This is a genomic window from Pseudomonas putida W15Oct28 (assembly GCF_000708715.2).
Classification (GTDB): domain Bacteria; phylum Pseudomonadota; class Gammaproteobacteria; order Pseudomonadales; family Pseudomonadaceae; genus Aquipseudomonas; species Aquipseudomonas putida_R.
Genome location: NZ_JENB01000015.1, coordinates 80,441 through 103,936, shown reverse-complemented (window position 1 = coordinate 103,936; position 23,496 = coordinate 80,441). Strand labels below are relative to the sequence as shown.

Below are 23,496 nucleotides of genomic sequence, written 5' to 3'. Positions count from 1 at the left end.
GATGCTTACCTGTCGAGTGGGCTGTTGGTCTTGTCCTGATACGTTGGCAAGTAAAGCTGCATGGAAGTTCCATGGCCGAGCTCACTGGCGACACAAATGGCGCCGCCGCTCTGCCTGGCAAAACCATGCACCTGGCTAAGGCCCAGGCCAGTGCCCTTGCCGAAGGGCTTGGTAGTGAAGAATGGCTCGAAGATGCGCGGCAATACTTCTGGGGCAATCCCTTCGCCGCTGTCTTCCACCACGAAGCGCACGAAACTGCCGTGCAGCCCTTCTACCTCACCCGCCAACTCGACCACCTCGGCTGTCAGGCCTATCCGGCCCTCCCCGACAATGGCATCGCGGGCATTGAACAGCAGGTTCAGCAGCACCATCTGCAACTGCCCGGCATCCACTTCGATCAACGGCAAGCCCGCTTGCAACTGCACCTGCAGTTCAATCGAACTGGGCAGTGCATGCTCCAATAGACCGCGGGTAGCGGCTACAAGGTCTGCCGGTGCGACGCAAGCCACATCGAGCTGGCGGTGGCGGGCAAAGCTGAGCAGTTGCTGGGTAAGTTCGGTGCCCCGCTGCCCGGCATCGAGAATGTGCTGCAGCATGCGCTGGATACGCGCCGGGTCCTGGCTGGCCAGCGCCAGGCGCGCCGAGCTGATGATGATGGTCAGCATGTTGTTGAAGTCATGCGCCAGCCCACCGGTCAATTGGCCGAGGGCTTCCAGCTTCTGCGCCTGGAACAGCTGGGCGCGCACCGCATCGAGCTGCATCGCCGACTCGCGGCGGTCGGTGATGTCCCGCGTGACCTTGGCCAGGCCGATGATCTGGCCAAGGTCATCGCGGATCACGTCCAGCGCCGCCAGGGCCCAGAATTGTGTGCCATCCTTGCGCACGCGCCAGCCCTCATCCTGCGCCACACCCTGCTCCAGCGCCTGGCGCAGCAAGCGCTCGGGGCGGCCGTCGGCACAATCCTGGGGGGTGAAGAACAGCGAGAAATGCTGGCCGATCACTTCATCAGCGCGGTAGCCCTTGATTCGTTGCGCGCCGGCATTCCACGACACCACATGGCCGGTCGGGTCGAGCATGTAGATGGCGTAATCCACCACAGACTGCACCAGCTGTTCATAGCGCTGGGCAGGCATGACGGGGTGGTCGAGGCAGTCAGCTGAAACCATGAAAACTCCACTGGCACAGCAGCAGGGACGATATGAGCTTAGCCGAGGGTAACCGCCAACAGCCCCCTCTGGCTACCGAATGGTCAGCGCCTAGGCTCGACCACCGCGGGGCTGATACGCCGTGGCATGGCGACTTTCAGCAACCACAGGCCAACCAGCATGATCGCCCCGCCGCCAGCCAGAGCCATCCACCGCTGCGGCTGTGGGTGTTCGGCATCGACACCGAGCATCACGAGGTAGCCACCCAGGCTGATCAGGCTGAGGTAGAGAAAAGCCCCCAACACGATCACCAGCGCAAACAGCAGCCGCCAGAACAGCCGTGGGCGCACGACACGCTCGCTAGCGTCGGACTGAGCCATCGCCACATACTCTTGGATCCAATAAAGGGGCAACAGTGGCGTAATGACAGCAAGGTGTCAATTACCCGGTAGTTAGACCCTTCATTGTGTTGATCATAGGTGCTGCAGTTGACTCAACTATAACAATGGGTTATAAAGCGCGCTTGATTGCAAAGCCCTTCTGCTTAGAAGCGAGCTGGTCGTTGCGGCCCTTTCAAGCGTGCGAGTGTGGTGGAATTGGTATACACAGCAGACTTAAAATCTGTCGGCGTGAGCCTTGCGGGTTCGAGTCCCGCCACTCGCACCAAACTTCGTTGAAAAGGCGCCCTTGCGGCGCCTTTTTGCTGCCTGCCAGCAATGTCTTGCGCAGCTGCTAGAGTGGAACGTGTCCCCGTCCACTGGAACGCCACCATGCGCTACTCCCTGTTCGATGGCCAACGCGACATCATTATCCTGATCGCCCGCGTACTGCTGATGATCCTGTTCGTCTTGTCTGGCTGGGCCAAGCTCACCGGCTTTGATGGCACGGTTGGCTACATGACATCGTTGGGCGCCCCTGCCCCCATGCTGGCGGCTGCAATTGCCGTAATCATGGAATTTGTCGTCGCCATCCTGCTGATCCTGGGCTTCTACACCCGTCCGCTGGCGTTTCTGTTCGCGCTGTTCGTGCTGGGCACGGCGCTGCTGGGCCACCCGTTCTGGAACATGGTCGACCCCGAGCGCAGCGCCAACATGACCCAGTTTCTGAAAAACATGAGCATCATGGGCGGCCTGCTGTTGCTGGCCGTGAGCGGCCCAGGGCGTTTCTCGGTGGACGGGCGCTGAGTCAGTCGTCTTCGCAGTCATCGAACCAGGCTGGGTGATCACGCTCCTCGTCATCAAGGTCATCCAGCGTTTCCTCGTCTTCCTCCACTTCATCCTCGGCGCCTTGGGCATCTGCCTCGGGCTCCATGTCGTCGTCGAGAAATTCATGGTCAAGCAGGTGATCGTGCTCGGGTTCGTGCAGGTCGTCTTCGTCGTGCATGCTGGCTCCTGGGGTGATGGCAGGCCTGTATAGGCGCATCAGGTTCCGAGGTCAATGTGTGGCCGCTTAATCCTGGGTTAACCGGCCAGGCGCAGCCTGCAAGCTCTCCCTTCAAACGTCTTTTGCCCGCCTTTAATGGCGGGCTTTTTTATGGGCCTGGGAGCATGACAACCTCATGACCTGAGCTTCACGAAATACTGACAACCGGATCGGCACACTGGCCCCGCTCCGTACGTTCTTGCAGCCCGCCGCATCCTTGCCGCGGGCTTTTCTTTTTGCGGCGATCTTGAAGCATGACCTGTAGCAGTTTTGCCCGACCCGGCAAGGGCTATGCTAACCCAGCGATAACCCAAGCTCACTCGGATAGACACGGAGGCTCTTATGAAAGCTGCTGTTGTTGCACCAGGCCGTCGCGTGGACGTGGTAGAGAAAACCCTGCGCCCCCTCGAACACGGCGAAGCGCTGCTGAAGATGCAATGCTGCGGTGTTTGCCACACCGACCTGCACGTGAAGAATGGCGACTTCGGTGACAAGACCGGTGTCGTGCTGGGCCACGAAGGCATCGGCGTGGTCCAGGAAGTCGGCCCGGGCGTGACCTCGCTCAAGCCGGGCGACCGTGCCAGTGTGGCCTGGTTTTACCAAGGCTGCGGGCATTGCGAGTACTGCAATAGCGGCAACGAAACCCTGTGCCGCGAAGTAAAAAATTCCGGCTACACCGTGGACGGCGGCATGGCCGAGGCCTGCATCGTCAAGGCCGACTACTCGGTCAAAGTACCCGACGGCCTCGACTCCGCTGCCGCCAGCAGCATCACCTGCGCCGGGGTCACGACCTACAAGGCGGTGAAAATCTCTAACATCCGCCCAGGCCAATGGATCGCCATCTACGGCCTCGGCGGGCTGGGCAACCTGGCCCTGCAATATGCCAAGAACGTCTTCAACGCCAAAGTGATCGCCATCGACGTCAATGAAGAGCAACTGCGCTTCGCCAGCGAGATGGGCGCAGACTTGGTGGTCAACCCGCTCAACGAAGACGCCGCGAAGGTTATCCAGGCCAAGACCGGTGGCGCCCACGCCGCCGTGGTGACTGCCGTCGCCAAAGGCGCGTTCAACTCGGCCGTCGATGCCCTGCGCGCTGGCGGGCGACTGGTTGCCGTCGGGCTTCCGTCGGAGTCCATGGACCTGAACATTCCCCGCCTGGTGCTGGATGGCATCGAAGTGGTGGGCTCGCTGGTAGGTACACGCCAGGACCTGCAGGAAGCCTTCCAGTTTGCGGCTGAAGGCAAAGTGGTGCCCAAGGTGACCCTGCGGCCGATTGAAGACATCAACCAGATCTTCGACGAGATGCTGGAAGGCAAGATCAAAGGCCGCATGGTGATCCAGTTCGAAGGTTGATAGCCTGAAAGCAGATCATTTCGCACGACCACAAAGCCCGTAGATGATCCTCTACGGGCTTTTTGCCTTCTCAACAGTCAAGGAACAGACCATGAGCTTCGACTGGCACGCCGGGCCGATTACCAGAGCCACACCGCTGGACAAGTATTACCGCAACACGCAGAAGGTTCGTCAGTTTCTGCTCGGCGAATGTGGTGCGGGATTCAAGTTCGATCGTGCATTTATGGCATGGATCAAAAGCGGGGCACCCTCAACGATGGGCGAAGTCGCGGACGAATGGCAGCGAATCCATCGATGACAGCCGGCGCCTGATGCCTGCAAGCAGGTTTGTGCTGTAGCCGCGTCTTTCAGCATCTTGTCCAACGCTTCAACCATGCTGGAATAATCCATTTCCTGACTCCATCAATGTTGGATTTGGCTTGAGTTCACCCTAGCTTGAGAACGTTTCAATTTTTGATGAGGGCGCCGAGACGAAATCACTCGTCCTCCTGCTGATGACCGTCGCCTCAGAGCTGAGGTTCAAGATAAGTGCTCAAGCCACAGTGTTGAGCTTAGGCTTCGGCAAGGAAATTTCTTCGGCGCATCCGTGCAGCCTCCTCTTCCCCCTCAGCGCTTAATCTGGAATCTCCCGTCACCCGCGGGAGTAGAAAAGCGTATGGCCTCAGCAACGCCAGGCCCTGGAAAGCCCGAGATAGAGCGGCCTAACTGAATGATGTCTATTTGACACTATTTTGCCACGCCCTGTACATTGCGCGTCGCCTGAAGCGCGTGCCTGCCCGATGAGGGCGCCACTGCTATAGCAATCCACGTATGCACCACGCTGTGAAAATAAGGATTTAAATGAAGCTCAAGCAGAGCCTGTTGGCGGTTGCCGTATCCGTCGCCTATGCATCCGCCGCTCATGCCTCCGATGGCCGAGTTATCGCCAACCAGCACTTTGATAACGGGCTCACCAACTCGACCTCGGTCAGCGGAAGCGGAAAAGACTCGATAGGTCTGCATTTGCTTGATGTCGTAGTGGGCAACAGGGAAGCCGAGAATGCGGGGCTGTACAACGGGACGATCACCAACTCGGCCAACGTGACGGCCAGCGGCGTCGACGCTAGCGCTTTTACCATCGAGCAGACACCTCGCCCGGACTTCTACAAGGTCATGGCCGGCTCGTTCATCAACGGTAAAAACAGTACGATCAAGGCAGTGGGTGAAGGGTCTACAGGCCTGCACCTATCCGGTGCCGTGCTGGGTGGCGTTGTTCAGAACGATGGCGTAATTTCCGGTGAGGGCGTTGGCCTGGACCTGGACAGCACGCGCAACGGCGACGCCGAGGATGAAGACCACAAGAGCAGCTTGCCGTCGTCCATCCAGAGTATCGACAACGCGGGCGATATCATCGGTGTCAGTGCCGACGGCCTCTCGGGGCGCGGCATTTTGGTGGACGGAGTGAACTTCACCAACCCAGAAAAAGGCATCACCAACACCGGCACCATTCGAGGCGGGGAGATCGGCATCGATCTTGACCAGTTCTCGATGAACCCCAGTGGCTACAACCTCCCGACAGTCGACAATAAACGCCTGCAGATCAACGCCGACTCCGGCTTGATCCAGGGCGGCAGCTATGCCATCTACGGTGGCGATGGCAATGTCGACCTGAACATCGGCGAAGCGCAGAGCAGCGAGCTTTCCAGCATCGTGGGCAATATCAATGGCATCGACCGCATTCTGGTCGCGGGCAACGGCCTGATCGACGCCAGCCTGATCGAAGCTAACCGACTGCGCGTCAGCGACAACGCCACCCTGACCCTGGCGGCGACGCACACCACCGTGGACGGTAATTTCAACCTCATGCAGGGCGCAACGCTGGGCCTGCCGCTGAGCGCAGAAACCCAGGCAAACACGCCTGTGCTGACCGTGACCGGTACCGCCGACCTGGCCAGCGGCTCGACAGTGGTGATCAACGCCAAGGGTTCGGACTTTGCCCAAGGTGGCGCCAACTACGACCTGATCAGCGCCCAGACGCTGAACATCGCCCCGGACGTGGTGATCAAGAGCAGCTCGTCTCTGCTGACCGTCGACAGCTCGACCTTGGCTGACGGCACCTTGAACATCAAGGTAACCGGCGTGGGCGACGAAGAGACCGGCGCTGTCATCGAGACCGGCGGCGGCGACGCCAGCGTCCAAGGCGCTGCACAATCCTTCATGTCGGTCGCCGAGCTGCTGGCCCACAGCAACCCGAATGACGCCGTGCTCAAAGCCTTGATAGCTGCGGGATCCGACGCACAGGCCATCGCCAACGTGGCCAAGCAACTGACCCCTGAAGTGAATGGCGGCGCAGCTTCTGCTGCCAATTCGAGCATCACGCTGGTCAACAATGCAATCAGCAGCCGCTCCAGCAACCTGCGTGCGGGTCAGTCTTCGGGCGACATGCTCTCGGGCACCGGGGCGTGGTTCCAGATTTTGTCCAGCCAGGCCAACCAGGATGCACGTTCGGGCGTCGATGGCTACGACGCCAACTCCCGCGGCTTTGCCCTGGGCGCTGACCACAACCTGAACGACAACACCGTGCTGGGTGTGGCTTACAGCTACGTGAAGTCCAATGTGCAGTCTGACAATGGCAACAAGACCGATGTCGAGAACAACACCCTGACCGCCTATGGCACCTGGACCAAAGGCAACTACTTTGTCGACGCCGGCCTGTCGTATGGCAAAGGGCGCAACGACTCAAAGCGTTTTGTCTCTGGCACCACGGCAAAGGGCAGCTACGACAGCGACATGGTCGGCCTGAACGTCATGGCAGGTTATGGCTTCCACTTCGACCACAACCTGCTGGTAGAACCGCGAGTAACAGCCCGCTATACCAACCTGTCCATCGACGGCTTCTCGGAGCACGGCTCTTCAGCGGCACTCAAAACCAGCGACCAGCGCCTGGAAGTGGGCGAGCTCGGTGCAGGTGTGCGGGTGGCAGGTTCGTTCGACCTGGGGCAAGGCACCCTGGAGCCCGAGTTCAAGCTGATGGGTTACCACGACTTCATTGGCGACAAATCAAGCACCACCTCGGTGTTCACACTGGGTGGCACTTCCTTCGTGGCCACAGGTGTTACCCCGGCCCGCGACAGCTATGAAGTGGGCGTTGGCGCCAACTACAAGCTGGGCGCAGTGACCATCGGTGGTAGCTACGAGCGCCTGCTGAAGACAGGCTTCGATGCAGATACCTTCACCGCGAAGGTGCGCTACGACTTCTGACACCAGAAGCCTGCAACCCGTCAGCCCGCCCTTTGGCGGGCTGACGCGTCATGGAAACCGACCGAATGCTGCCGCGCCTTTTTACCGTTACAGCATTGTCGCTGATGATGTTACTGGCTGGCTGTACAAGCCCGCAGCAAAAACTGGCGCAATGGGCCCAGACCAGCGGGGCTACCACCCCAGTCATCAACACGGTCGAATTTCCGATTCAGACCGTGATACCCACCAACCTCAAACCCGGCAGTCGGTTGACGTTCTACATCGAAGGCGACGGCCATGCGTGGGCGACCAGTAGCCAACCTAGCCTGGACCCTTCACCGCGCTCATTCGCGCTGGCCAAGCTGGCAATGGGTCGATATCCAGGCATCTACCTGGCCAGACCGTGCCAGTTCATCATGAGCCCGGCCTGTAACCGTGCTGTCTGGACTGACGCCCGTTTCAGCTCACCTGTTGTCGAGGCCATGAATGCCGCGGTTGAGCAGCTCGTACAGAAGTACAGCGCCACATCTGTAGAGCTCATCGGATATTCTGGGGGGGCAGCGATCGCCCTGTTGATTGCCGAGCGCCGCCATGATGTCAGCCAGGTCCAAAGTATTGCCGGCAACCTGGACCCTACCGCCTGGGTTAGCTATCACGGTTTTTCGCCGCTGGCGGGGTCGCTTGATCCGATAGCCGATATAGCCAGACTCGCCAACACTCCCCAACGGCACTTCAGCGCCAACAACGACCGCAACATTGCCCCCGCGCTAACGCGTGGTTATGCGCAAGACCACAGGCTGCGCTGCGTCCAGGTCATATCGTTACCCGGTGACCATGCGACTGTACTGGAGGGCCTTGACTCCCACATGCTGCGTGCCCCAATCCCATGCATTCGAGCCGATCACGACACCCTGTCCAATTGACGGCAAAACTGGCGGGCTTTCTGGCCTGGGCCATCTGACGGGCATGCGTGGTAGAAACTACTGAACGGCTGGTGCTTGACGCTTCCAGTCCTTTGCCGTAGCGGCTACGTAAGCCATCATCGACAGAGGCACTTTGAACACCGGATAGGCAAGCGTCTGCATCCTGATCATGGTGTCCAGCATCAGCGTGCCGCTGCTCTGCTCGCTAGCAGTGCCGGTCCAGGCCTGGTAAGTGGGGTGAGACGTCAGGCTGGTACTGATAAAAGTCCTGCCCAGCGCCAGTGCCAACAGCACCACGGCGACAATGGCACCTGTTTTGAGCACAGGGTTCCTGAAGCGCCAACCACTCTTCAACTGCACACCCAGCAACGCGCTCTTGGCTATATGCACCAGCGCCCCCAGCAACGACAAGGTCAGGGCGAACACCGGGGCAATCATGGCCTCGTAAGCCTCTTTTCCTTCGTCTGCCTGCGACCCTCCATCACGGTAGTCGCCGACTTGATGGGTGTAATTGCGCAGGCCATCGTGTGTACGCCCGGCAAGCGCTCGATGGTAGAAGCGCTGCTCGAACTGTTCGCGGGTAATCTCCGCCAACGGCAAACTGCCTATGTTGTCAGGGTACTCAAGCCCCTCGCGCCACTTTTTCTGTGTTTTAGGGTGCGCGGCGAATGCCGCCAGACTGAGGTTGACAGGTAAACCATCGAGTTGCCGCTCGAGCCCCGCGCGCCTTGCCTTACGCTCTTTTTCCTCTGCAAGGCGGACGAAGGTTGCCTTGTCACCGGTGCTCCACGAGTCTTTCACGTCGAGCCCCAATTTACGGACCTCGGCGCGTACGCTGGGGGCAACGAACCCCGGTACTAGCTCCCCCCCCACGTGAGCGACCGATGCGCGCCCTACCCCAGTCACGATTCTTGATCGCCAGGCGGTCCAGGTAGTGTTCCCACAAACGGTTGGCACGCGCCGGGACTTTTTGCATGTCTTCGGCGTACCATTTCAGCCAATACTGATATTGACCATGGGACAAATTGATCCTGTACTGGCTGTCCAGGAAACGCTGGTACTCACCGTCAAGCCCTCCCATTTCCTGCTCGACCACCCCCCTGACCACATCCTGCGCCAGCGCCTGGGTTTGCCGCAGCGCTGGCGCGGACCCAGCTGCCATGTATGCGACCACCCCAACGAAAGCCTTACCCGCCACCGAGTTGGCGGTGGGCTCGGCCCAAAGGCCATCAAGCATGTCGCCATTGATCGCGCCGCTGGCCAACCCCTTGCGTAGCAAGGACCCCGTCACCGCAGCCGCACGGTCCTCGGCCGATGATTGTTCAACCAGGCGATCGATCAGCATTCGCTCGCCCAGAGAGACGAGGATCATGATCAGCACCGAGCCAACTGATAACCACAAGAATGTGCTGACCCAAGTACGAGTGCGAGCAAAAACCAGCGGCCAGAACAGCAGCGCCACGGCGAAGCCCGAAAGTGCGCGCCCCTGAGTCTCTAACCAACCCAGCCCAGTGATTCTGTCCTGAGCCATCTTTTCCAGCAGCCAGGCGCTGAAGGAGAACTCGACAATCAGGTACATGAAGGTAAACGCAGACAGTATCCACACACCGCGCTCGCGCCACCTGCGGACCATGAGTCGTTCTCGCAGACGACCTGACGGGCCTTGGGGTTTTTTATCCGAGAAGAGGTGACGAAAGCGGTCAAAGCCTCCTTGAGACGCGGGTGAAGGCATGCAGGTTTCATCCTTGAATAACGCTAAAGCACCGGATGATAGCGGGCATAGTAGCCATTAACCATCATCGTGTTTGATCCTCGCAAGATCCGCCACCAAGGCCGACTGGTCATTGAATTCGGCCAACCTGGCCGCTGGCAGGCTCAACACTTGACCGTCCACAGCTGATCGATCCGCGTCGTATAGGATTGGCTCATCATCTCCCTCCTCATTCCCCAGTCCGGTGTTGCCGGCACGCTGGCGGCTCGCATTGTGCCCCTGCCCCAGCGCCCGTTGATGTCATCCATCACCTGCATCAGCCGGTCACATGCCACCGATTGCTTGAGCGCAAACAAGTCCTGTGAAAATTCACCTGGCTGCCGCAAGTCCATAAGCAGCACCTCGGCTTTGCTGTAGCGAAACCCAGGCCTGAAGATCCGGCCAACCGCATCGGTGGCCAGCCGGGTCATCAGTAGCGTGTCCGAAGTCGGGTATGGCAGTTCTACCAAAGCGCCCTGAGCGTGGTGCGCCTCGTCGGGGTTGAACATACCGGTGCGAATGCTCACGCGCATGCGCTTGCACACTGAGCCCTGGGCCCGGAGCTTTTCCGCTGCTCGGCCAACGTAGGTGGCCACCGCCTGCTTGATGGGCGCCAGCTCAGTGAGACGCTTGCCGAACATTCGGCTGCAGCAGATTTCCTGCTTCGGGGGCTCGGCCTCGTCCAGTTCCAGGCACGGCGTGCCAGCCAGTTCGCGGGCAGTCTTCTCCACCACCACACTGAATTTCTGACGCAGCGTCCAGGCATCCGCCTTGGCCAAGTCCATCGCCGTGTGAATACCCATCGCCTCGAGGTGGGCGGTCATGCGCCGGCCAATGCCCCACACCTCTTTCACTTCAGTATTGCGCAGCACCCAATCGCGCTTGAATGGATCGGTAATGTCGACCACCCCACCCGTCTGCGCCTGCAGGCGCTTGGCGGTGTGGTTGGCCAGCTTCGCCAGTGTCTTCGTGCCAGCTATACCGACACCCACTGGGATGCCGGTGCATTGGAAAATCCTGGACCGCACCTTGCGCCCGAACTGGGTCAGATTTTCCTGAATACCGGACAGGTCAGCGAAGCATTCGTCGATGCTGTAGATCTCGGTGGCTGGCACCATCGACTCGATCAAGGTCATCACGCGCTCGCTCATGTCGCCGTACAGCGCGTAATTACTGCTGAAGGCCATGATGCCGTGCCGGCGTAGCTTGTCCTTTGCCTGAAAATACGGCTCGCCCATCTTCACGTATGGCTTCGCATCGTACGACCTGGCGATCACGCAGCCGTCATTGTTGCTCAACACGACAATCGGGGTCTTGGTCAGGTCCGGCCGGAATACCCGCTCGCAGCTCGCATAGAACGAGTTGCAATCGATCAGCGCAAATACCGGGTCACTGCGCATGGTCGCGAACGCTGTAACGCACAACGCCCCAGATGACGAGCTCGTCGCCCTCCATGATGTACCGTGGTGGGTAGGCAGGGTTTTCCGATTTAAGGATCACCACGCCGTCGCGACGATGGAGGCGCTTGCAGACCGGCTCGCTGTTTACAGCGGCAATCACCACATCGTCATGCTCGGCCTCACGGCCGCGGTCTACGATGACGATATCGCCCGAGTAGATCCCTGCACCTTGCATGCTGTCACCCTCAACTTTCACCAGATACACATGGGGTGCGCGGAGGTCGAACAATTCATCAAGGGAAATATGACCTTCCAGATGGTCCGCTGCAGGCGATGGGAACCCGGCAGGAACGTGAAACGAATAGAGCGGTAGCGGTTCGGTGCCGCCGGTTGGCGTACCCAAGAATGTGATGGTCATGACGGAAGGTCCAATGCAAACTGTATGCATATACAGTAAATCTGGCATCGGGTGCCCGGTCAATCCTGGGCGATGAAATTTCTGACGGGCGAGAGGTGGGAAATGTGCGGACGCTACTCGATCTATGAGTCAATGGATCACTACCTGCGCCAGCTATCGCTGGACCTGGTGGTAATCAATGGCTACGACCACGCACCAATCAGCCGCTACAACGTGGCGCCGTCGACCCGGGTAGAGGTCATACGCCAGGTAAACGGTGGCCTCAGTGTGGATCGGGTCAAATGGGGATGGTCGCCGTTCTGGGCGAAAGGGAAACGTCCGGACCCGATCAATGCTCGGGCCGAAACGGTGGTAACGGGTAAGTTCTTCAAAGGGCTGTGGCCCGCAGGCAGAGCACTGGCACCGGCGAATGGCTGGTTCGAGTGGATTCCTGATCCAGCGGATCCCAAGCGAAAGCAGCCTTTTTACATCACGAGCGCGGATGGCGCGCCGCTGTATTTCGCTGCACTTGCAGAAGTGCACCAGAATATCGAGCCTGACGAGCGCGATGGTTTTGTGATCATCACAGCAGCAGCGGATCAAGGGCTGATCGATATCCATGACCGGAAGCCCTTGGTCTTGCCCCCTGAGCTCGCCCGAGAATGGATCGATCCCACTACATCGCTGCAGCGGGCTGCGGCAATCGTGGAACAGGGCTGCCGACCCGCAGCAGATTTTCGCTGGTACCCGGTCAGCAAGGCGGTGGGTAATGTCAGGAATGAGGGGGAATCGTTGGTTGCGCCACTAGACAACGAAAATGTGTAGGGTCAGCTAGAGTTTGATGGGTACAAGCATCGTGAGATGACCATCATGTTAAAACAAGAAGCAGACGACGTGATTGAACGTATAAGGGACGACCTGCAAAGGCACGGGGTACTGATAGGCTACGATCCAGAGTTCACTACTGCCGAGTTCGGCTGCGACCTCGACCACCACGTTGCTCAGGTCAGAAATGATCCGGAAGAACGTGTGTCATGTATCGTGATACATGATGAAGGCTTGTGGACCCAGCTCAGGCAGGGGGCCGTGTACCGCTGTGTCGTCAGTGAATGTAAAGGAAAGATATTCGGCATCCCTATCACCATAGAGCCTAGGACCGATGAGTCCTACACCATTCAATACAAGCTTTAAGGCGTCAACGGGGTAGCCTGCAGGCAGGCTACCTGGACCGCAGATTGACAACTGCGCTCAGGCGCTGTCGCGAGATCCTCCTCGCAATCGTGCGGCGAGCCAAAAAAAATTGAATCCGGCAGTTGCCTAATCGGTCAGGAATTATGAACGCAGTAAATCTGACGAGGTGACAGCGATGACTATCCAGGCAGAGACACTCGCTCAACTGACCGAAGCGCTTCAAAAGCGCGGCATGACCCTAGTATCAGACGTTGCATTCATCAGAGCCCCTTACCGGTACAACCACCGGTGGATCTGCAGCGTGGAGTGACGACCCTGAGCGTTAAGTCGGCAGATCCCCTACTCCAGGGAGCGCTGATGCGGAAACGATCCGGGTTCTCTGCGCACAAAGAAAAACCCCGCAGATTCTCATCTGCGGGGCTTTCGAATAATGGAGGCCGAGGTCGGAATCGAACCGGCATAGACGGATTTGCAATCTGATGCAAGAGTCGCCGGTTCATGCGGGCTGGGCGTGAACTGCAGTTCCAAAACGAAGCAGGATATACCGCGCTGTAACCCGCATTCTGCAAGGGGCGCCCGAAAATTTTGGGAACTGATTTTTTGCACGATGACTAACCATTATCCGCCGACCCCGCTAACATCATCTCGCCCCCGTCGAACAGCCTCTGACACCCGGGAGTAAATGTCACATAACAACGCACCGTGCACACCTATTCAGAATTGTGGCAGGCGTCCAGGTGCGTTCTTGATGTCGGGCTAGCCGACCCCAGGGGCTGCTCCTGGCAGTTTTCTCTCTAGCTCACAGCCTTTTGCTTCGAGGCCCACATGGATCATCTCGGGGTGCGACACATGCCTGTATGGGTTGTCCTAGAGAGGCTGAGTCCACTTGAAAAAATGGAGGTGCTGTGCCACGGGTTTGATGTGCAGTTTCCACTCTCATATGGGCCTAGCTTCCATAACTCCACTCTCGTCATTAGGTGATCAGCAGGCACCAACAATGCAGCAGTAGCGTGAAAATCTAGCCTCAGGCCGCGCCACAAGCAGCCTCTGCATGGCCGCTGTCTAATACAGTTCAGCCAGTTTCAGTGACTTATCCCCGAGTAAAACCATGAAGCTTTCGAGCAGTTTTAGACAGCTTCTGCACCCTTATCCAAGCGGTCGACCTCGATCCGTTTTGGGTCGTCAGTTACCTCCTCCACTCACAGTCCGCTATCGACCAACAGCGGGTGCGTGACCCCTCTACGAAACCGACCTCGATTTCCGCTAAGACTTCTTATCGCTCACCCAGCGGTAGCGTTTGGAATCTTTTGCCAGCAAGGAAACTTTCATCGCTTCACGTTTAGTTTTGTCCAGTCGAAGGAAAATGCGGCGTACTTCGGCGTCGATGCCCTGTTTGCTGGCACCGCGCTGCTCCGCTTTGGCGTACCAGTCGTGCCCCTCCCCAAATTTACCTAGCTCCATGCATACTGCGCCTAGCAAAGTACAGGGACGGAAGTTTCGCGGCTGTAATGCATGCCCCTGCTTGCCGAGCTGAAGGGCTTCGTTACTGCGCCCCAAGTCACGCATGACTCCACCGTGGGTGGTGCACAAAGCCGAGTGGATCCTAGGATCTCTGAGTTGACTGGCCGGTATACCGGCGAGCAGTTCGAGTGCTGACCTTGGATGGTCGCACTTTCGATAGTGGGCACTAGCATTTATTGCGTCCCACGGGTCTTGAGTGCGGCGGTACTCATTGCCGCAGAAATCGGCCTCGCGCAGGTGGTAAGCCCTCCTAAGTTCTGCAGTAAAATGCTGTTGGACCTCAGTATTGAGCCAAACAACATCGTCATCGGCTAGGCGATTTCCGCAGTCGATTTTCTGCAGAACGTCTATCATGCGGGGCATCAAAAGCTCGTCCAGCGAGAGAATCCCATATTTCCTAAGCAGGATGTTGGTGGGATCGGTTTCGCGGGCAATGCGAGCGACTTCGGCAGCCTCATCCCGTAATCTTTGTGCTTCGGCCTGGTTAAGGCGAGCTGCGTTGGCGTTTCTGCGTGCTACCTCGTCTGCTTCAAGACCTGAAATATAGGACTCGTAGGTAGCTTCGCCAATAGCCAATGCATACAGGCGGGCGAGCCCCTTGATCTTAAGATAGTTGAGATATGCCGCTGCTAGCGGACGCCCTTGATAGATGGCATTAAGGATGTTACTCAGCGGCGAAGTAACTGCACTTCGGAGATGATTCACACGGTAATGTCGGGCGATGTCGTAGGGTGTCGGAGCGATGTAATCCGGTTTGTTCCTGCGAGCCTTAAAATTTGATTCAACCGCCTCACGGTTACGGCTGCAAAGCACCTCCCACTCGGCTTCACGGTCGATGCGAGCTTTTTCATCAGCGTCGCGCTCACGACTGTGCTGCTCCACCTGCTCGTTTTTTCGAACGGCACGGGCGATACGAGTGGCCTCTGCTGCTTCTGCCTTGCGCTGGACCTCCACCCGCCAATCGGCTTCTTGGACCAACCTCTCAGCCTCCTTGGCTTGGTGTTCAATTTTCGCAGCCTGTTCAGAGGTAACTAACACTGGATCTAAAGCTGCGATAAAAGCCTCATATGTAATCTGGCCGGTCGCCAGTTGAAGGAGCTCGGTAAGGTTCTGCGTCTGTAAATAGCTCCGTGATAGTGCAGTGAGCGCACGTCCACGAAACATGTTTTCGAGGATATTGCTCAGGCGCGAGCCAGGAATAGTCGCACCAGTGATGCGGCTGGCGCAAAAGTGAAATGCGATGTCGAAGACAGTTGGGCGATTCAATTCCATTCAAAAGAGTCCATTCGAGCTTTGGTTAACCCCCCAGTACGCTACATCCTCGATCTGAGCTTCGGTTCGGGACAAACAGTGATAGCGCCGTGGCAGTCCTTCGTGTAACCGAGATTGTAGATTCCGCTTTTTAACCCAAAGTGTGGGTGTTGGTCACGCTGTATGTCGAGCCACAACGAAGCCGTTCGCTTTTGGCCTTGGTAGGCATGCGAGAAGAAGAAAATCCAGCTGGTATCCGATCGTCTAGGGTGTTTAAAGCGATAGTTGTCAAACCGGAATCGCTCGAAGGCCTTCGCTTGGAAAATCACCACCGGTTTTAGGTCTCGCTGAGCGGATGCATCGATGAACGTCTTGAGCGAAATAAAGTCAAATTTAGGGGCAAGCTTTAGGGCAAGACGTTTTTCGGGTTGAATCCCATCGAAGTCAAACCCGCTTACACTTGTCTCCATCTCCCATCCACCCAAGGCATAGTAGTGACGTATCCAGCCGTACTGCCAGAAACTCACTGCCTGTCGGTAGCTGCAAGTTTGGCTTGGTTTGTGACTCCAATGCCACTCGTAGATATCGCCCAGCTTGGCGGCCAGTTGCTCATTGCAATAGGGGCAATAGCCGCTCTCTTCACGAGTCGCTGATATACGCCTGCCATCAGTAGTGCGTGCAAGATACATCGGATCGGTCATTCCTTTAGTCGAACCACCACTCCATTCTGCCGTCAACGACTTAAATTACAAATTTTTCAGGCTACCCCTAGTGAAAAATACTGAGGTGGGCACCAAGTCGCCCATCGTAGCCTGACACCGCGACCGGCTGCCGAAGGGTCGACAGCCGACAGTGTCGACTCAGTGCTTTGTCCCCAGCAGGAGACAGCGAAGCTACCTACGGATGCTCGCTCAGCGCCCACAGCCTGGCAGCCTCGGCGAACTCCAGCATGTCGGCCAACTGGCCGGCGTCGACATCGCTCCGTCGGTGCGCAGACACCGCGAGTTCGGCAAGTACTGCAGCACGCCCATCGGGATCCGCCACCAAGGCCGACTGGTCATTCAGTTCGCCCAGCCACGCCGATGGCAGGCTTAACATTTGACCGTCCACAGCTGATCGAAGATCTCCTGCTTCGGATGCTCTGCCTCGTCCAGCTCCAGGCATGGCGTGCCAGCCAGTTCGCGGGCAGTCTTCTCCACCACCACACTGAATTTCTGGCGCCGCATTCTGGCATCAGCTTGGCCAGATCCATAGCCGTGTGAACCCCATCGCCTCAAGGTGGGCAGTCATCCGCCGGCCTACGCCCCACACCTCTTTCACCTCGCTGTTGCGCAGCACCCAATTGCGCTTGAAAGGGTCCGTAATGTCGACCACACCGCCAGTCTGCGCCTGCAGGCGCTTGGCCGTGGTTGGCCAACTTGGCGAGCGTCTTCGTGCCAGCTATACCGACACCTCGATCAGGGTCATGACGCGCTCGGGCCTCGCAATAGCCTTGGCCAGCTCAGTGTCGAGCGCGCAGGTGGCGTCCACCACGTCAGCTGGAAGCGGCAAGAAGTGGCGCAACCGGGTCACGCTGCTCCTGCCTGCCCCACGTAGAACGCCGCTAAAAGCCGATGATTCATGGACGGAAGACAAATGGCTTCAAAACCATTCATCCAGTGCGCGCAGGCGATGAAGCGCGTGTTTGTACTTGCAAAAGAGGGCATACCCAGAACGAGCGGTTCCAGCCGCGCTCTCTGCGTAAATTCCGTCGCAGTCAGCTTTGACATATTGCTTCCACAGCGATTGAGAATCCTGCAGCAGGGACGGAACAGTTTCATAGGTAGCAAATGCGTCAGGATGGTCAGCCATATGCTGAGCGGTTACCATCTTTTCCTGATACTTCTGGTCGACCTTTTCGTTACTCGCGCGCACCATCACCGACAGACACAGATCACTATCATGCGTCGTGCGCGTATTCGGATTCTTCAGGCACTGCTGCCACTCGGCCTCCACCTTCGCAGCGAATTGACGCACCGCCTCATCTAGAGACTCTTCTCGCCCAACATCCGCATACGCGGCACTGGCTGCCAGTAGCGCCCCTAGAAAACCCGCTTTCAAAGCCCTGTTCATAGATCTCAATCCTTGAGTAATAATTCGTCGACCGCATCGTGAAGGAGATGCGGGTTATTTCCTGCTTAGCGCCCTTCTTGGCCGCCTGGACTCGGGGGCGTAACCGGTCAGGTTTTCCAGCGCACAAAGAAAAACCCCGCAGACGTTAATCTGCGGGGCTTTCGAATAATGGAGGCCGAGGTCGGAATCGAACCGGCGTAGACGGATTTGCAATCCGGAGCATAACCACTTTGCTACTCGGCCTCAAAGGTCGGATCTAGCTGCTTGCGCTTTGCTATCTCCTTGAAACGCTGAACCTTTTTCAAAGTTTGCTGCGTTTCGATGGGCGCCATTATGTCTTCATTCTTTTAACCTTGCAACCCCCTGAACGAAAAAAATTTCAACGGGCTCAAGGTGTTAGCGCAGGCGGCTGAGTTTACTCCACAAGCCCACCACGGTGTTCTCCACGGTGCCACTGGCAGCCATGCCGATTCGCTCTTGCAGGCTCTTGCGTTCGGCATAATGCAGGTGGAACAGGTTGGCGTTGCGGGCGCGCTCGCTGAGGTACTCGTCGCTGGTCTGCAGTTCGTCCACCAGCTGGCGGTTGAGTGCTGCAACGCCGAGCCAGACTTCACCTGTGGCCACTTCGTCGATGTGCAACTGCGGGCGATAGCGGGCGACAAAATCCTTGAACAGCTGGTGGGTGATGTCCAGGTCTTCCTGGAACTTCTCCCGGCCCTTGTCGGTGTTTTCGCCAAATACGGTCAGGGTGCGCTTGTACTCGCCGGCGGTCAGCACTTCGAAGTCGATGTCGTGCTTCTTCAACAGGCGGTTGATGTTGGGCAACTGCGCCACCACCCCGATCGAACCCAGTACGGCGAACGGCGCACTGACGATTTTCTCGCCGATGCAGGCCATCATGTAACCACCACTGGCGGCCACCTTGTCGATGCACACGGTCAGCGGGATGCCCGCCTGGCGAATGCGCGCCAGTTGCGACGCCGCCAGGCCGTAGCTGTGCACAAGGCCACCACCGCTTTCGAGGCGCAGCACCACTTCGTCACGCGGGGTGGCGAGGGTGAGTAGCGCGGTGATTTCGTTGCGCAGGCTTTCGGTGGCAGAGGCTTTGATGTCGCCATCGAAGTCCAGCACAAAGACCCGGCCCTTTTCCTCGGCCTTGCCTTTCTTCTGCTGTTTTTCCGCCTTGGCCTGTTGCTTGCGCAAGGCCTTGAGCTGGGCCTTGTCGAGCAGGCCGGACTCCAGGCGCTCGCGCAGGTCCTTGTAGAATTCGTTCAGGCGGGTGACCTGCAGCTGCCCACCCGGTTTGCGCCGCCCTTTGCTGCGCAACCCGGCGATGGCCGACAGCACCACGAGGATGGCGATGACCAGGGTGGCGGTTTTGGCGAGAAAGCTTGCGTACTCGGCAAGAAACTCCACGTTGACTCCTTAAATACCTGCGCCAAAGTGGCGCGTAACTGTTGCAAGCATACCGCTGCACCTGAGGCGCTGCCAGCTGGTGTAAACGCTGGCAACACCTTTCAAACAACCTTTTCAAACGCTTGTATGTTTTTTCGTTGACAGCCCGTGTGCTGCATCCTAACCTCGCAGCAACCTCCAAACAGGCCGGAACCTTTCGTGGGCAACCTCTACCTGATCCGACATGGCCAAGCCTCCTTCGGTGCCGATGACTACGACGTCCTCTCGCCCGTGGGCGTGCGCCAGAGCCAGGCCCTGGGTGAGCACCTGGCCCAGCTGGGTATTCGGCTGGACCGCTGCGTGGCAGGCGACCTGCGCCGCCAGCAGGATACCGCACGCCTGGCCCTGGAGGCCTTGCATGCCAGTGGCTGCCCGGTGCCGGCTGTTGAGACCGACGCCGCGTTCAATGAGTTCGATGCCGATGGCGTCATTCGCGCCCTGTTGCCCGGGCTGTTGCCAGAAGAACCCGATGCCCTGCACATCCTGCGCAATGCTGCGCAGCACCGCAGCGAGTTCCAGCGCCTGTTCGCCTTGATGGTGCAGCGCTGGCACGCGGGCGAACATGCCGACGATGGACTGGAAAGCTGGCAGGCGTTCACCAGCCGTGTACAAGGTGGCCTGCAGCGCGTGCTCGATGCCGCCGGCAGCGGCGACAATGTCGCCGTCTTCACCTCGGGCGGCACCATTGCCGCCCTGCTCCACCTGGTTACCCGTATTACCCCCAGCCAGGCGTTCGCGCTGAACTGGCAGATCATCAACACGTCGCTCAGCCAGCTGAAGTTCCGCGGCCGCGACGTGGCACTGGCCTCCTTCAACAGCCAGGCCCATGTGCAGCTGTTGAGGGTACCGGAGCTTGTCACCTATCGATGAGCCCGGTTTGTTGTGTCCCTGCGGGGACGTGTAAATAACTCTATAAGGAATGCGCCATGACCTCCGTAGCTGATGCCGTCAAAACAATGCAAGCGAAGTTCAACCCATCCGCTGCCGCCGGCCTGGACCTGGTGTTCGGCTTCAACATCACCGACGAAGACAAGCAATACGCGCTGATCGTCAAAGACGGCACCTGCGACCTGCAGGAAGGCGAAAACCCGGACGCCAACTGCACCCTGGTGATGGACAGCGAAACCCTGAAGGGCATCGTCAGTGGCGAAACCGACGGCATGCAGGCCTTCATGGGTGGCAAGCTGCGCGTTGAAGGCGACATGATGCTGTCGATGAAACTCAGCGAGCTGTTCCCGTCCTGAGGGCTGGGTACACCGGCTGATCGAAAAACCGAAGCCTTGGCGGCTTCGGTTTTTTTTTGCCTGGTCCAGAACTGCGCTGGCTATTTAACTGCGCTGGCTATTTGTAGGAGCGGCCTTGTGTCGCGATGGGCCGCAAGGCGGCCCCGGCAATCTTGCATGGTGCGCAAATCCGGGGCCGCCTTGCGGCCCATCGCGACACAAGGCCGCTCCTACACGGGGATGCGATCAGGCTATCGGTGGTTTACATCAAGGCAGTTGATCAGGCAGCAACACCCTCACCTATATGGCACCTGGCACGCTTGTTCCAACGCCGGCAGGCCATTAGATTAGCCAATAGTCCTTGCGATCGAGAATAAGGAAAACGCATGACGCTCACCGACCAGTCCACCCAGGTACGCCCCGGCGAAGAACTCGACGCGGCCGTCATCGACCCTTACCTCAAGGCCAGCATCCCCGGCCTGGACGGCCTGCCGCGCATCAGCCAGTTCCCGGGGGGTGCCTCCAACCTCACCTACCTGGTCAGCTACCCGGGCCGGGACTTTGTGCTGCGCCGCCCGCCCTTCGGGCAAAAGGCCAAGTCGGCCCACGACATGGGCCGTGAGTTTCGCATCCTCAACCAGTTGAACAGCGGCTTCCCCTTCTGCCCCAAGGCGTATGTGCACTGCACCGACAGCAGCCTGATCGGCGGCGAGTTCTACGTCATGGAACGGGTCAAGGGCATCATCCTGCGCTCGGACATCCCCGCCGAGCTGAACCTGGACGCCGGCCGCACCGAGGCCCTGTGCAAAAGCTTTATCGACCGCCTGGTCGAATTGCACCAGGTGGACTACAACGCCTGTGGCCTGGCCGACCTGGGCAAGCCGGAAGGCTACGTGCAGCGCCAGGTCGAGGGTTGGACCAGCCGCTACGAAAAAGCCCTGACCCCGGATGCCCCGCGCTGGGAAAAGGTGACGGCCTGGTTGCACGACAAAATGCCGGCCGACCACCCGCAGCCCGCTATCGTGCACAACGATTACCGCTTCGACAACGTGATCCTCGACGCCGACAACCCCATGCGCATCATCGGTGTGCTGGACTGGGAAATGGCCACCCTGGGCGACCCGCTGATGGACCTGGGCAACAGCCTGGCCTACTGGATCGAGGTCGACGACCCGGCGCCGGTGCAGATGATGCGCCGCCAGCCGAGCAACGCGCCGGGCATGCTCACCCGCCGCCAGTTCGTGGATTACTACGCCGAACGCGCGGGCATCCAGTTGGACAATTTTGATTACTACTATTGCTATGGCCTGTTCCGCCTGGCTGGCATCGTCCAGCAGATCTACTACCGCTACTTCCACGGCCAGACCCAGGACAAGCGCTTCGCCCAGTTCATCCACATGAACCGCTTGCTGGAGCAGATGAGCTTGCAGGTCATAGCCAAGTCCAGCCTCTGAACAACGCCCACGACGACGGATAACAAGGAAAACAGCATGTCCAAGACCCACCTGTTCGACCTCGACGGCAAGATTGCCTTTGTTTCCGGCGCCAGCCGCGGCATCGGCGAAGCCATCGCCCACCTGTTGGCCCAGCAAGGTGCCCATGTGATCGTTTCCAGTCGCAAGCTGGACGGTTGCCAGCAGGTGGCCGAGGCGATCATCGCGGCGGGTGGCAAGGCAACGGCAGTGGCCTGCCACATCGGTGAGATGGAACAGATACAGCAGGTGTTCGCCGGCATCCGCGAACAGTTCGGGCGCCTGGACATTCTGGTCAACAACGCTGCCACCAACCCGCAGTTCTGCAACGTGCTGGACACCGACCTGAATGCCTTCCAGAAAACCGTGGACGTGAACATCCGCGGCTACTTCTTCATGTCGGTGGAAGCCGGCAAGCTGATGCGCGAGCATGGCGGCGGCAGCATCATCAACGTGGCGTCCATCAACGGCGTGTCCCCCGGCCACTTCCAGGGTATCTATTCGGTGACCAAGGCGGCGGTCATCAACATGACCAAGGTCTTCGCCAAGGAGTGCGCCCAGTTCGGCATTCGCTGCAACGCCCTGCTGCCGGGCCTGACCGACACCAAGTTCGCCTCTGCACTGGTGAAGAACGATGCCATCCTGAACGCCGCACTGCAGCAGATCCCGCTCAAGCGCGTGGCCGACCCCAAGGAAATGGCCGGCGCGGTGTTGTACCTGGCCAGCGATGCGTCCAGCTACACCACCGGCACGGCACTCAACGTCGACGGCGGCTACCTGTCCTGATCAGGCTTTGACCGCCACCAAGGTGTAGCTCAGGGGCAGGCGTGCAGGTTGCTCGCGCAAGCGGTACTCACCATCGCTGCCCTTGACCATCTGCCCCGGCAGCGCCTCCCAGGGGATGCTCTGGTGCTCGACCAGTGCCGTCAGCTGCAGCCCATGCGCCAGCAGGGCAGTCACGACTTCACCCAGGCCGTGGTTCCATTCGTGGGTTTCGGTGTGGGCAAGGCGCTGTTCGGTTTCAACGTAGGTCTGGTCGTTGTGCCACACCGTCGGCGCTTCGTGCTCGAAATACGGGTATTCGAGCTGCAGGCGGTCCGGGTGGTCTTCGTTGACAGCCATCAGCATCGGGTGCCCATCGCGCAGGAACAACCGCCCGCCAGGCTTCAGCAGCGCCGCGACCGCACGCGCCCACGGCTCGATGCGGGGCAACCAGCAGAGCGCGCCAATGCCGGTGTAGACCAGGTCGAACGTGCCTGCCGGTAGTACCTTGTCGGCGGCATAGACGTCGGACTCGACATACGCGATGGGCACCGCGCAACGCTCGGCCAGTGCCCGCGCCTCTACCAGCGAAGCCGCGGAATAGTCCAGGCCGCAGACCTTGGCGCCAAGGCGTGCCAGCGACAGGGTGTCGGTGCCGATGTGGCACTGCAGGTGGACCGTGTTCAGCCCGTTGATGTCGCCGAGCAACGGCAGGTCGAAGCGGACGGTTTCGGAAAGGTGCCCCGGGCGCTGCACCAGAATCTCGACTTCGTAGTCCTTCGAGGCAGCGTGCAGCGGGGCGCGTTCGTCCCAGCTGGTGCGGTTGAGTTGCAGTGAGCGATCCATGGGGCCTTCCTTGAGTGGGGACGGCTAATGCTAGCTTCCACCTACGTCCCCACG

At 59.0% G+C, this 23,496-nt stretch carries 24 protein-coding genes, 2 tRNA genes and 1 pseudogene; 12 read left to right on the top strand and 15 right to left on the bottom strand.

The genetic code is table 11. The features are described 5' to 3' along the window. Positions 1-5: 5 nt before the first annotated feature. Together AK81_RS13065 and AK81_RS13060 are read right to left on the bottom strand one after the other, a co-directional pair. On the bottom strand, positions 6-1,166 hold the full coding sequence (locus tag AK81_RS13065) for a two-component system sensor histidine kinase NtrB (RefSeq protein ID WP_043199577.1): 1,161 nt from the start codon (positions 1,164-1,166) through the stop codon (positions 6-8). An 83-nt stretch (positions 1,167-1,249) separates the two neighbouring features. Further along, positions 1,250-1,525, bottom strand: coding sequence for a hypothetical protein (locus AK81_RS13060; protein ID WP_043199575.1), 276 nt, complete (start codon positions 1,523-1,525; stop codon positions 1,250-1,252). Between the two features lie 201 nt (positions 1,526-1,726). Here AK81_RS13060 and AK81_RS13055 point away from each other — a divergent pair. Further along, positions 1,727-1,811: transfer RNA gene (locus AK81_RS13055), tRNA-Leu, on the top strand. Positions 1,812-1,915: 104 nt separating this feature from the next. Next, entirely contained in the window at positions 1,916-2,329 is a 414-nt protein-coding gene (locus tag AK81_RS13050; RefSeq protein ID WP_016498950.1) for a DoxX family protein, read from the top strand. A 1-nt stretch (position 2,330) separates the two neighbouring features. Here the strand turns inward: AK81_RS13050 and AK81_RS13045 are convergent, their stop codons facing one another. Further along, entirely contained in the window at positions 2,331-2,528 is a 198-nt protein-coding gene (locus AK81_RS13045; RefSeq protein WP_043199573.1) for a hypothetical protein, read from the bottom strand. Positions 2,529-2,909: 381 nt separating this feature from the next. Between AK81_RS13045 and adhP the strand changes: the two genes are divergently transcribed. The 4 genes from adhP (at position 2,910) to AK81_RS13025 (ending at position 8,062) form a co-directional block, all read left to right on the top strand. Beyond that, positions 2,910-3,920, top strand: a complete 1,011-nt coding sequence (gene adhP / locus AK81_RS13040) for an alcohol dehydrogenase AdhP (protein ID WP_043199571.1) — start codon at positions 2,910-2,912, stop codon at positions 3,918-3,920. A gap of 91 nt (positions 3,921-4,011) precedes the next feature. Further along, positions 4,012-4,218 (top strand): DUF6434 domain-containing protein, encoded by a 207-nt coding sequence (locus tag AK81_RS13035; protein ID WP_043199637.1) that lies wholly within the window; start codon positions 4,012-4,014, stop codon positions 4,216-4,218. Between the two features lie 542 nt (positions 4,219-4,760). Then, positions 4,761-7,160: an autotransporter outer membrane beta-barrel domain-containing protein gene (locus AK81_RS13030; protein ID WP_050491873.1), complete on the top strand. Its 2,400-nt coding sequence runs from the start codon at positions 4,761-4,763 to the stop codon at positions 7,158-7,160. 65 nt (positions 7,161-7,225) lie between these two features. Beyond that, the gene (locus AK81_RS13025) at positions 7,226-8,062 is read left to right on the top strand and encodes a hypothetical protein (protein ID WP_050491872.1); all 837 of its coding nucleotides are present in this window, start codon (positions 7,226-7,228) and stop codon (positions 8,060-8,062) included. 57 nt (positions 8,063-8,119) lie between these two features. Here the strand turns inward: AK81_RS13025 and AK81_RS13020 are convergent, their stop codons facing one another. From AK81_RS13020 to AK81_RS13005, 4 genes are all read right to left on the bottom strand, one after another. Next, positions 8,120-8,863, bottom strand: coding sequence for a hypothetical protein (locus AK81_RS13020; RefSeq protein ID WP_154100781.1), 744 nt, complete (start codon positions 8,861-8,863; stop codon positions 8,120-8,122). 13 nt (positions 8,864-8,876) lie between these two features. After that, a complete protein-coding gene (locus tag AK81_RS13015; RefSeq protein ID WP_154100780.1) occupies positions 8,877-9,794 on the bottom strand; it encodes a hypothetical protein in 918 nt (305 codons plus the stop codon). Positions 9,795-9,937: 143 nt separating this feature from the next. Then, on the bottom strand, positions 9,938-11,212 hold the full coding sequence (locus AK81_RS13010; protein ID WP_043199565.1) for a Y-family DNA polymerase: 1,275 nt from the start codon (positions 11,210-11,212) through the stop codon (positions 9,938-9,940). Beyond that, positions 11,202-11,630 (bottom strand): LexA family protein, encoded by a 429-nt coding sequence (locus AK81_RS13005; protein WP_043199564.1) that lies wholly within the window; start codon positions 11,628-11,630, stop codon positions 11,202-11,204. Before AK81_RS13005 ends, AK81_RS13010 begins: the two co-directional genes overlap by 11 nt. Positions 11,631-11,732: 102 nt before the next feature. Here AK81_RS13005 and AK81_RS13000 point away from each other — a divergent pair, with 102 nt between their 5' ends. Together AK81_RS13000 and AK81_RS12995 are read left to right on the top strand one after the other, a co-directional pair. Beyond that, the gene (locus AK81_RS13000) at positions 11,733-12,434 is read left to right on the top strand and encodes an SOS response-associated peptidase (RefSeq protein ID WP_043199633.1); all 702 of its coding nucleotides are present in this window, start codon (positions 11,733-11,735) and stop codon (positions 12,432-12,434) included. Between the two features lie 36 nt (positions 12,435-12,470). Then, the gene (locus AK81_RS12995; RefSeq protein ID WP_241496075.1) at positions 12,471-12,800 is read left to right on the top strand and encodes a hypothetical protein; all 330 of its coding nucleotides are present in this window, start codon (positions 12,471-12,473) and stop codon (positions 12,798-12,800) included. Positions 12,801-14,063: 1,263 nt separating this feature from the next. Here AK81_RS12995 and AK81_RS12990 read toward each other — a convergent pair. From AK81_RS12990 to sohB, 7 genes and pseudogenes are all read right to left on the bottom strand, one after another. Then, the gene (locus AK81_RS12990; RefSeq protein WP_043199562.1) at positions 14,064-15,593 is read right to left on the bottom strand and encodes a hypothetical protein; all 1,530 of its coding nucleotides are present in this window, start codon (positions 15,591-15,593) and stop codon (positions 14,064-14,066) included. A 41-nt stretch (positions 15,594-15,634) separates the two neighbouring features. Then, positions 15,635-16,273 carry a competence protein CoiA family protein gene (locus AK81_RS12985; protein WP_154100779.1) on the bottom strand — a complete coding sequence of 213 codons (639 nt, stop codon included), beginning with the start codon at positions 16,271-16,273 and terminating at the stop codon, positions 15,635-15,637. 196 nt (positions 16,274-16,469) lie between these two features. Continuing rightward, positions 16,470-16,670, bottom strand: a complete 201-nt coding sequence (locus AK81_RS12980; protein WP_043199558.1) for a hypothetical protein — start codon at positions 16,668-16,670, stop codon at positions 16,470-16,472. A 23-nt stretch (positions 16,671-16,693) separates the two neighbouring features. Beyond that, positions 16,694-17,025 (bottom strand): annotated as a pseudogene (locus AK81_RS30410) (DNA polymerase V subunit UmuC); the annotation flags it as partial. Between the two features lie 188 nt (positions 17,026-17,213). Then, the gene (locus AK81_RS12975; protein ID WP_043199557.1) at positions 17,214-17,684 is read right to left on the bottom strand and encodes a lysozyme inhibitor LprI family protein; all 471 of its coding nucleotides are present in this window, start codon (positions 17,682-17,684) and stop codon (positions 17,214-17,216) included. A 169-nt stretch (positions 17,685-17,853) separates the two neighbouring features. After that, positions 17,854-17,927: transfer RNA gene (locus AK81_RS12970), tRNA-Cys, on the bottom strand. Between the two features lie 153 nt (positions 17,928-18,080). Continuing rightward, positions 18,081-19,100 carry a protease SohB gene (gene sohB, locus AK81_RS12965; protein ID WP_043199556.1) on the bottom strand — a complete coding sequence of 340 codons (1,020 nt, stop codon included), beginning with the start codon at positions 19,098-19,100 and terminating at the stop codon, positions 18,081-18,083. Between the two features lie 198 nt (positions 19,101-19,298). On the opposite strand from sohB, the gene AK81_RS12960 reads away from it, so the two are divergent. The 4 genes from AK81_RS12960 to AK81_RS12945 all read left to right on the top strand — a co-directional run bounded on the left by AK81_RS12960 (position 19,299) and on the right by AK81_RS12945 (position 22,620). Next, positions 19,299-20,009, top strand: a complete 711-nt coding sequence (locus tag AK81_RS12960; RefSeq protein WP_043199554.1) for a histidine phosphatase family protein — start codon at positions 19,299-19,301, stop codon at positions 20,007-20,009. Positions 20,010-20,065: 56 nt separating this feature from the next. Beyond that, complete coding sequence (locus AK81_RS12955) at positions 20,066-20,383, top strand: SCP2 sterol-binding domain-containing protein (RefSeq protein ID WP_043199553.1); 318 nt, start codon at positions 20,066-20,068, stop codon at positions 20,381-20,383. A 365-nt stretch (positions 20,384-20,748) separates the two neighbouring features. Continuing rightward, positions 20,749-21,816, top strand: coding sequence for a phosphotransferase family protein (locus AK81_RS12950; protein WP_043199552.1), 1,068 nt, complete (start codon positions 20,749-20,751; stop codon positions 21,814-21,816). Between the two features lie 36 nt (positions 21,817-21,852). Beyond that, complete coding sequence (locus AK81_RS12945) at positions 21,853-22,620, top strand: SDR family oxidoreductase (protein WP_019470688.1); 768 nt, start codon at positions 21,853-21,855, stop codon at positions 22,618-22,620. On the opposite strand, the gene AK81_RS12940 is transcribed toward AK81_RS12945, so the two are convergent. Beyond that, positions 22,621-23,442: a class I SAM-dependent methyltransferase gene (locus AK81_RS12940; RefSeq protein ID WP_043199551.1), complete on the bottom strand. Its 822-nt coding sequence runs from the start codon at positions 23,440-23,442 to the stop codon at positions 22,621-22,623. Positions 23,443-23,496: the final 54 nt, after the last annotated feature.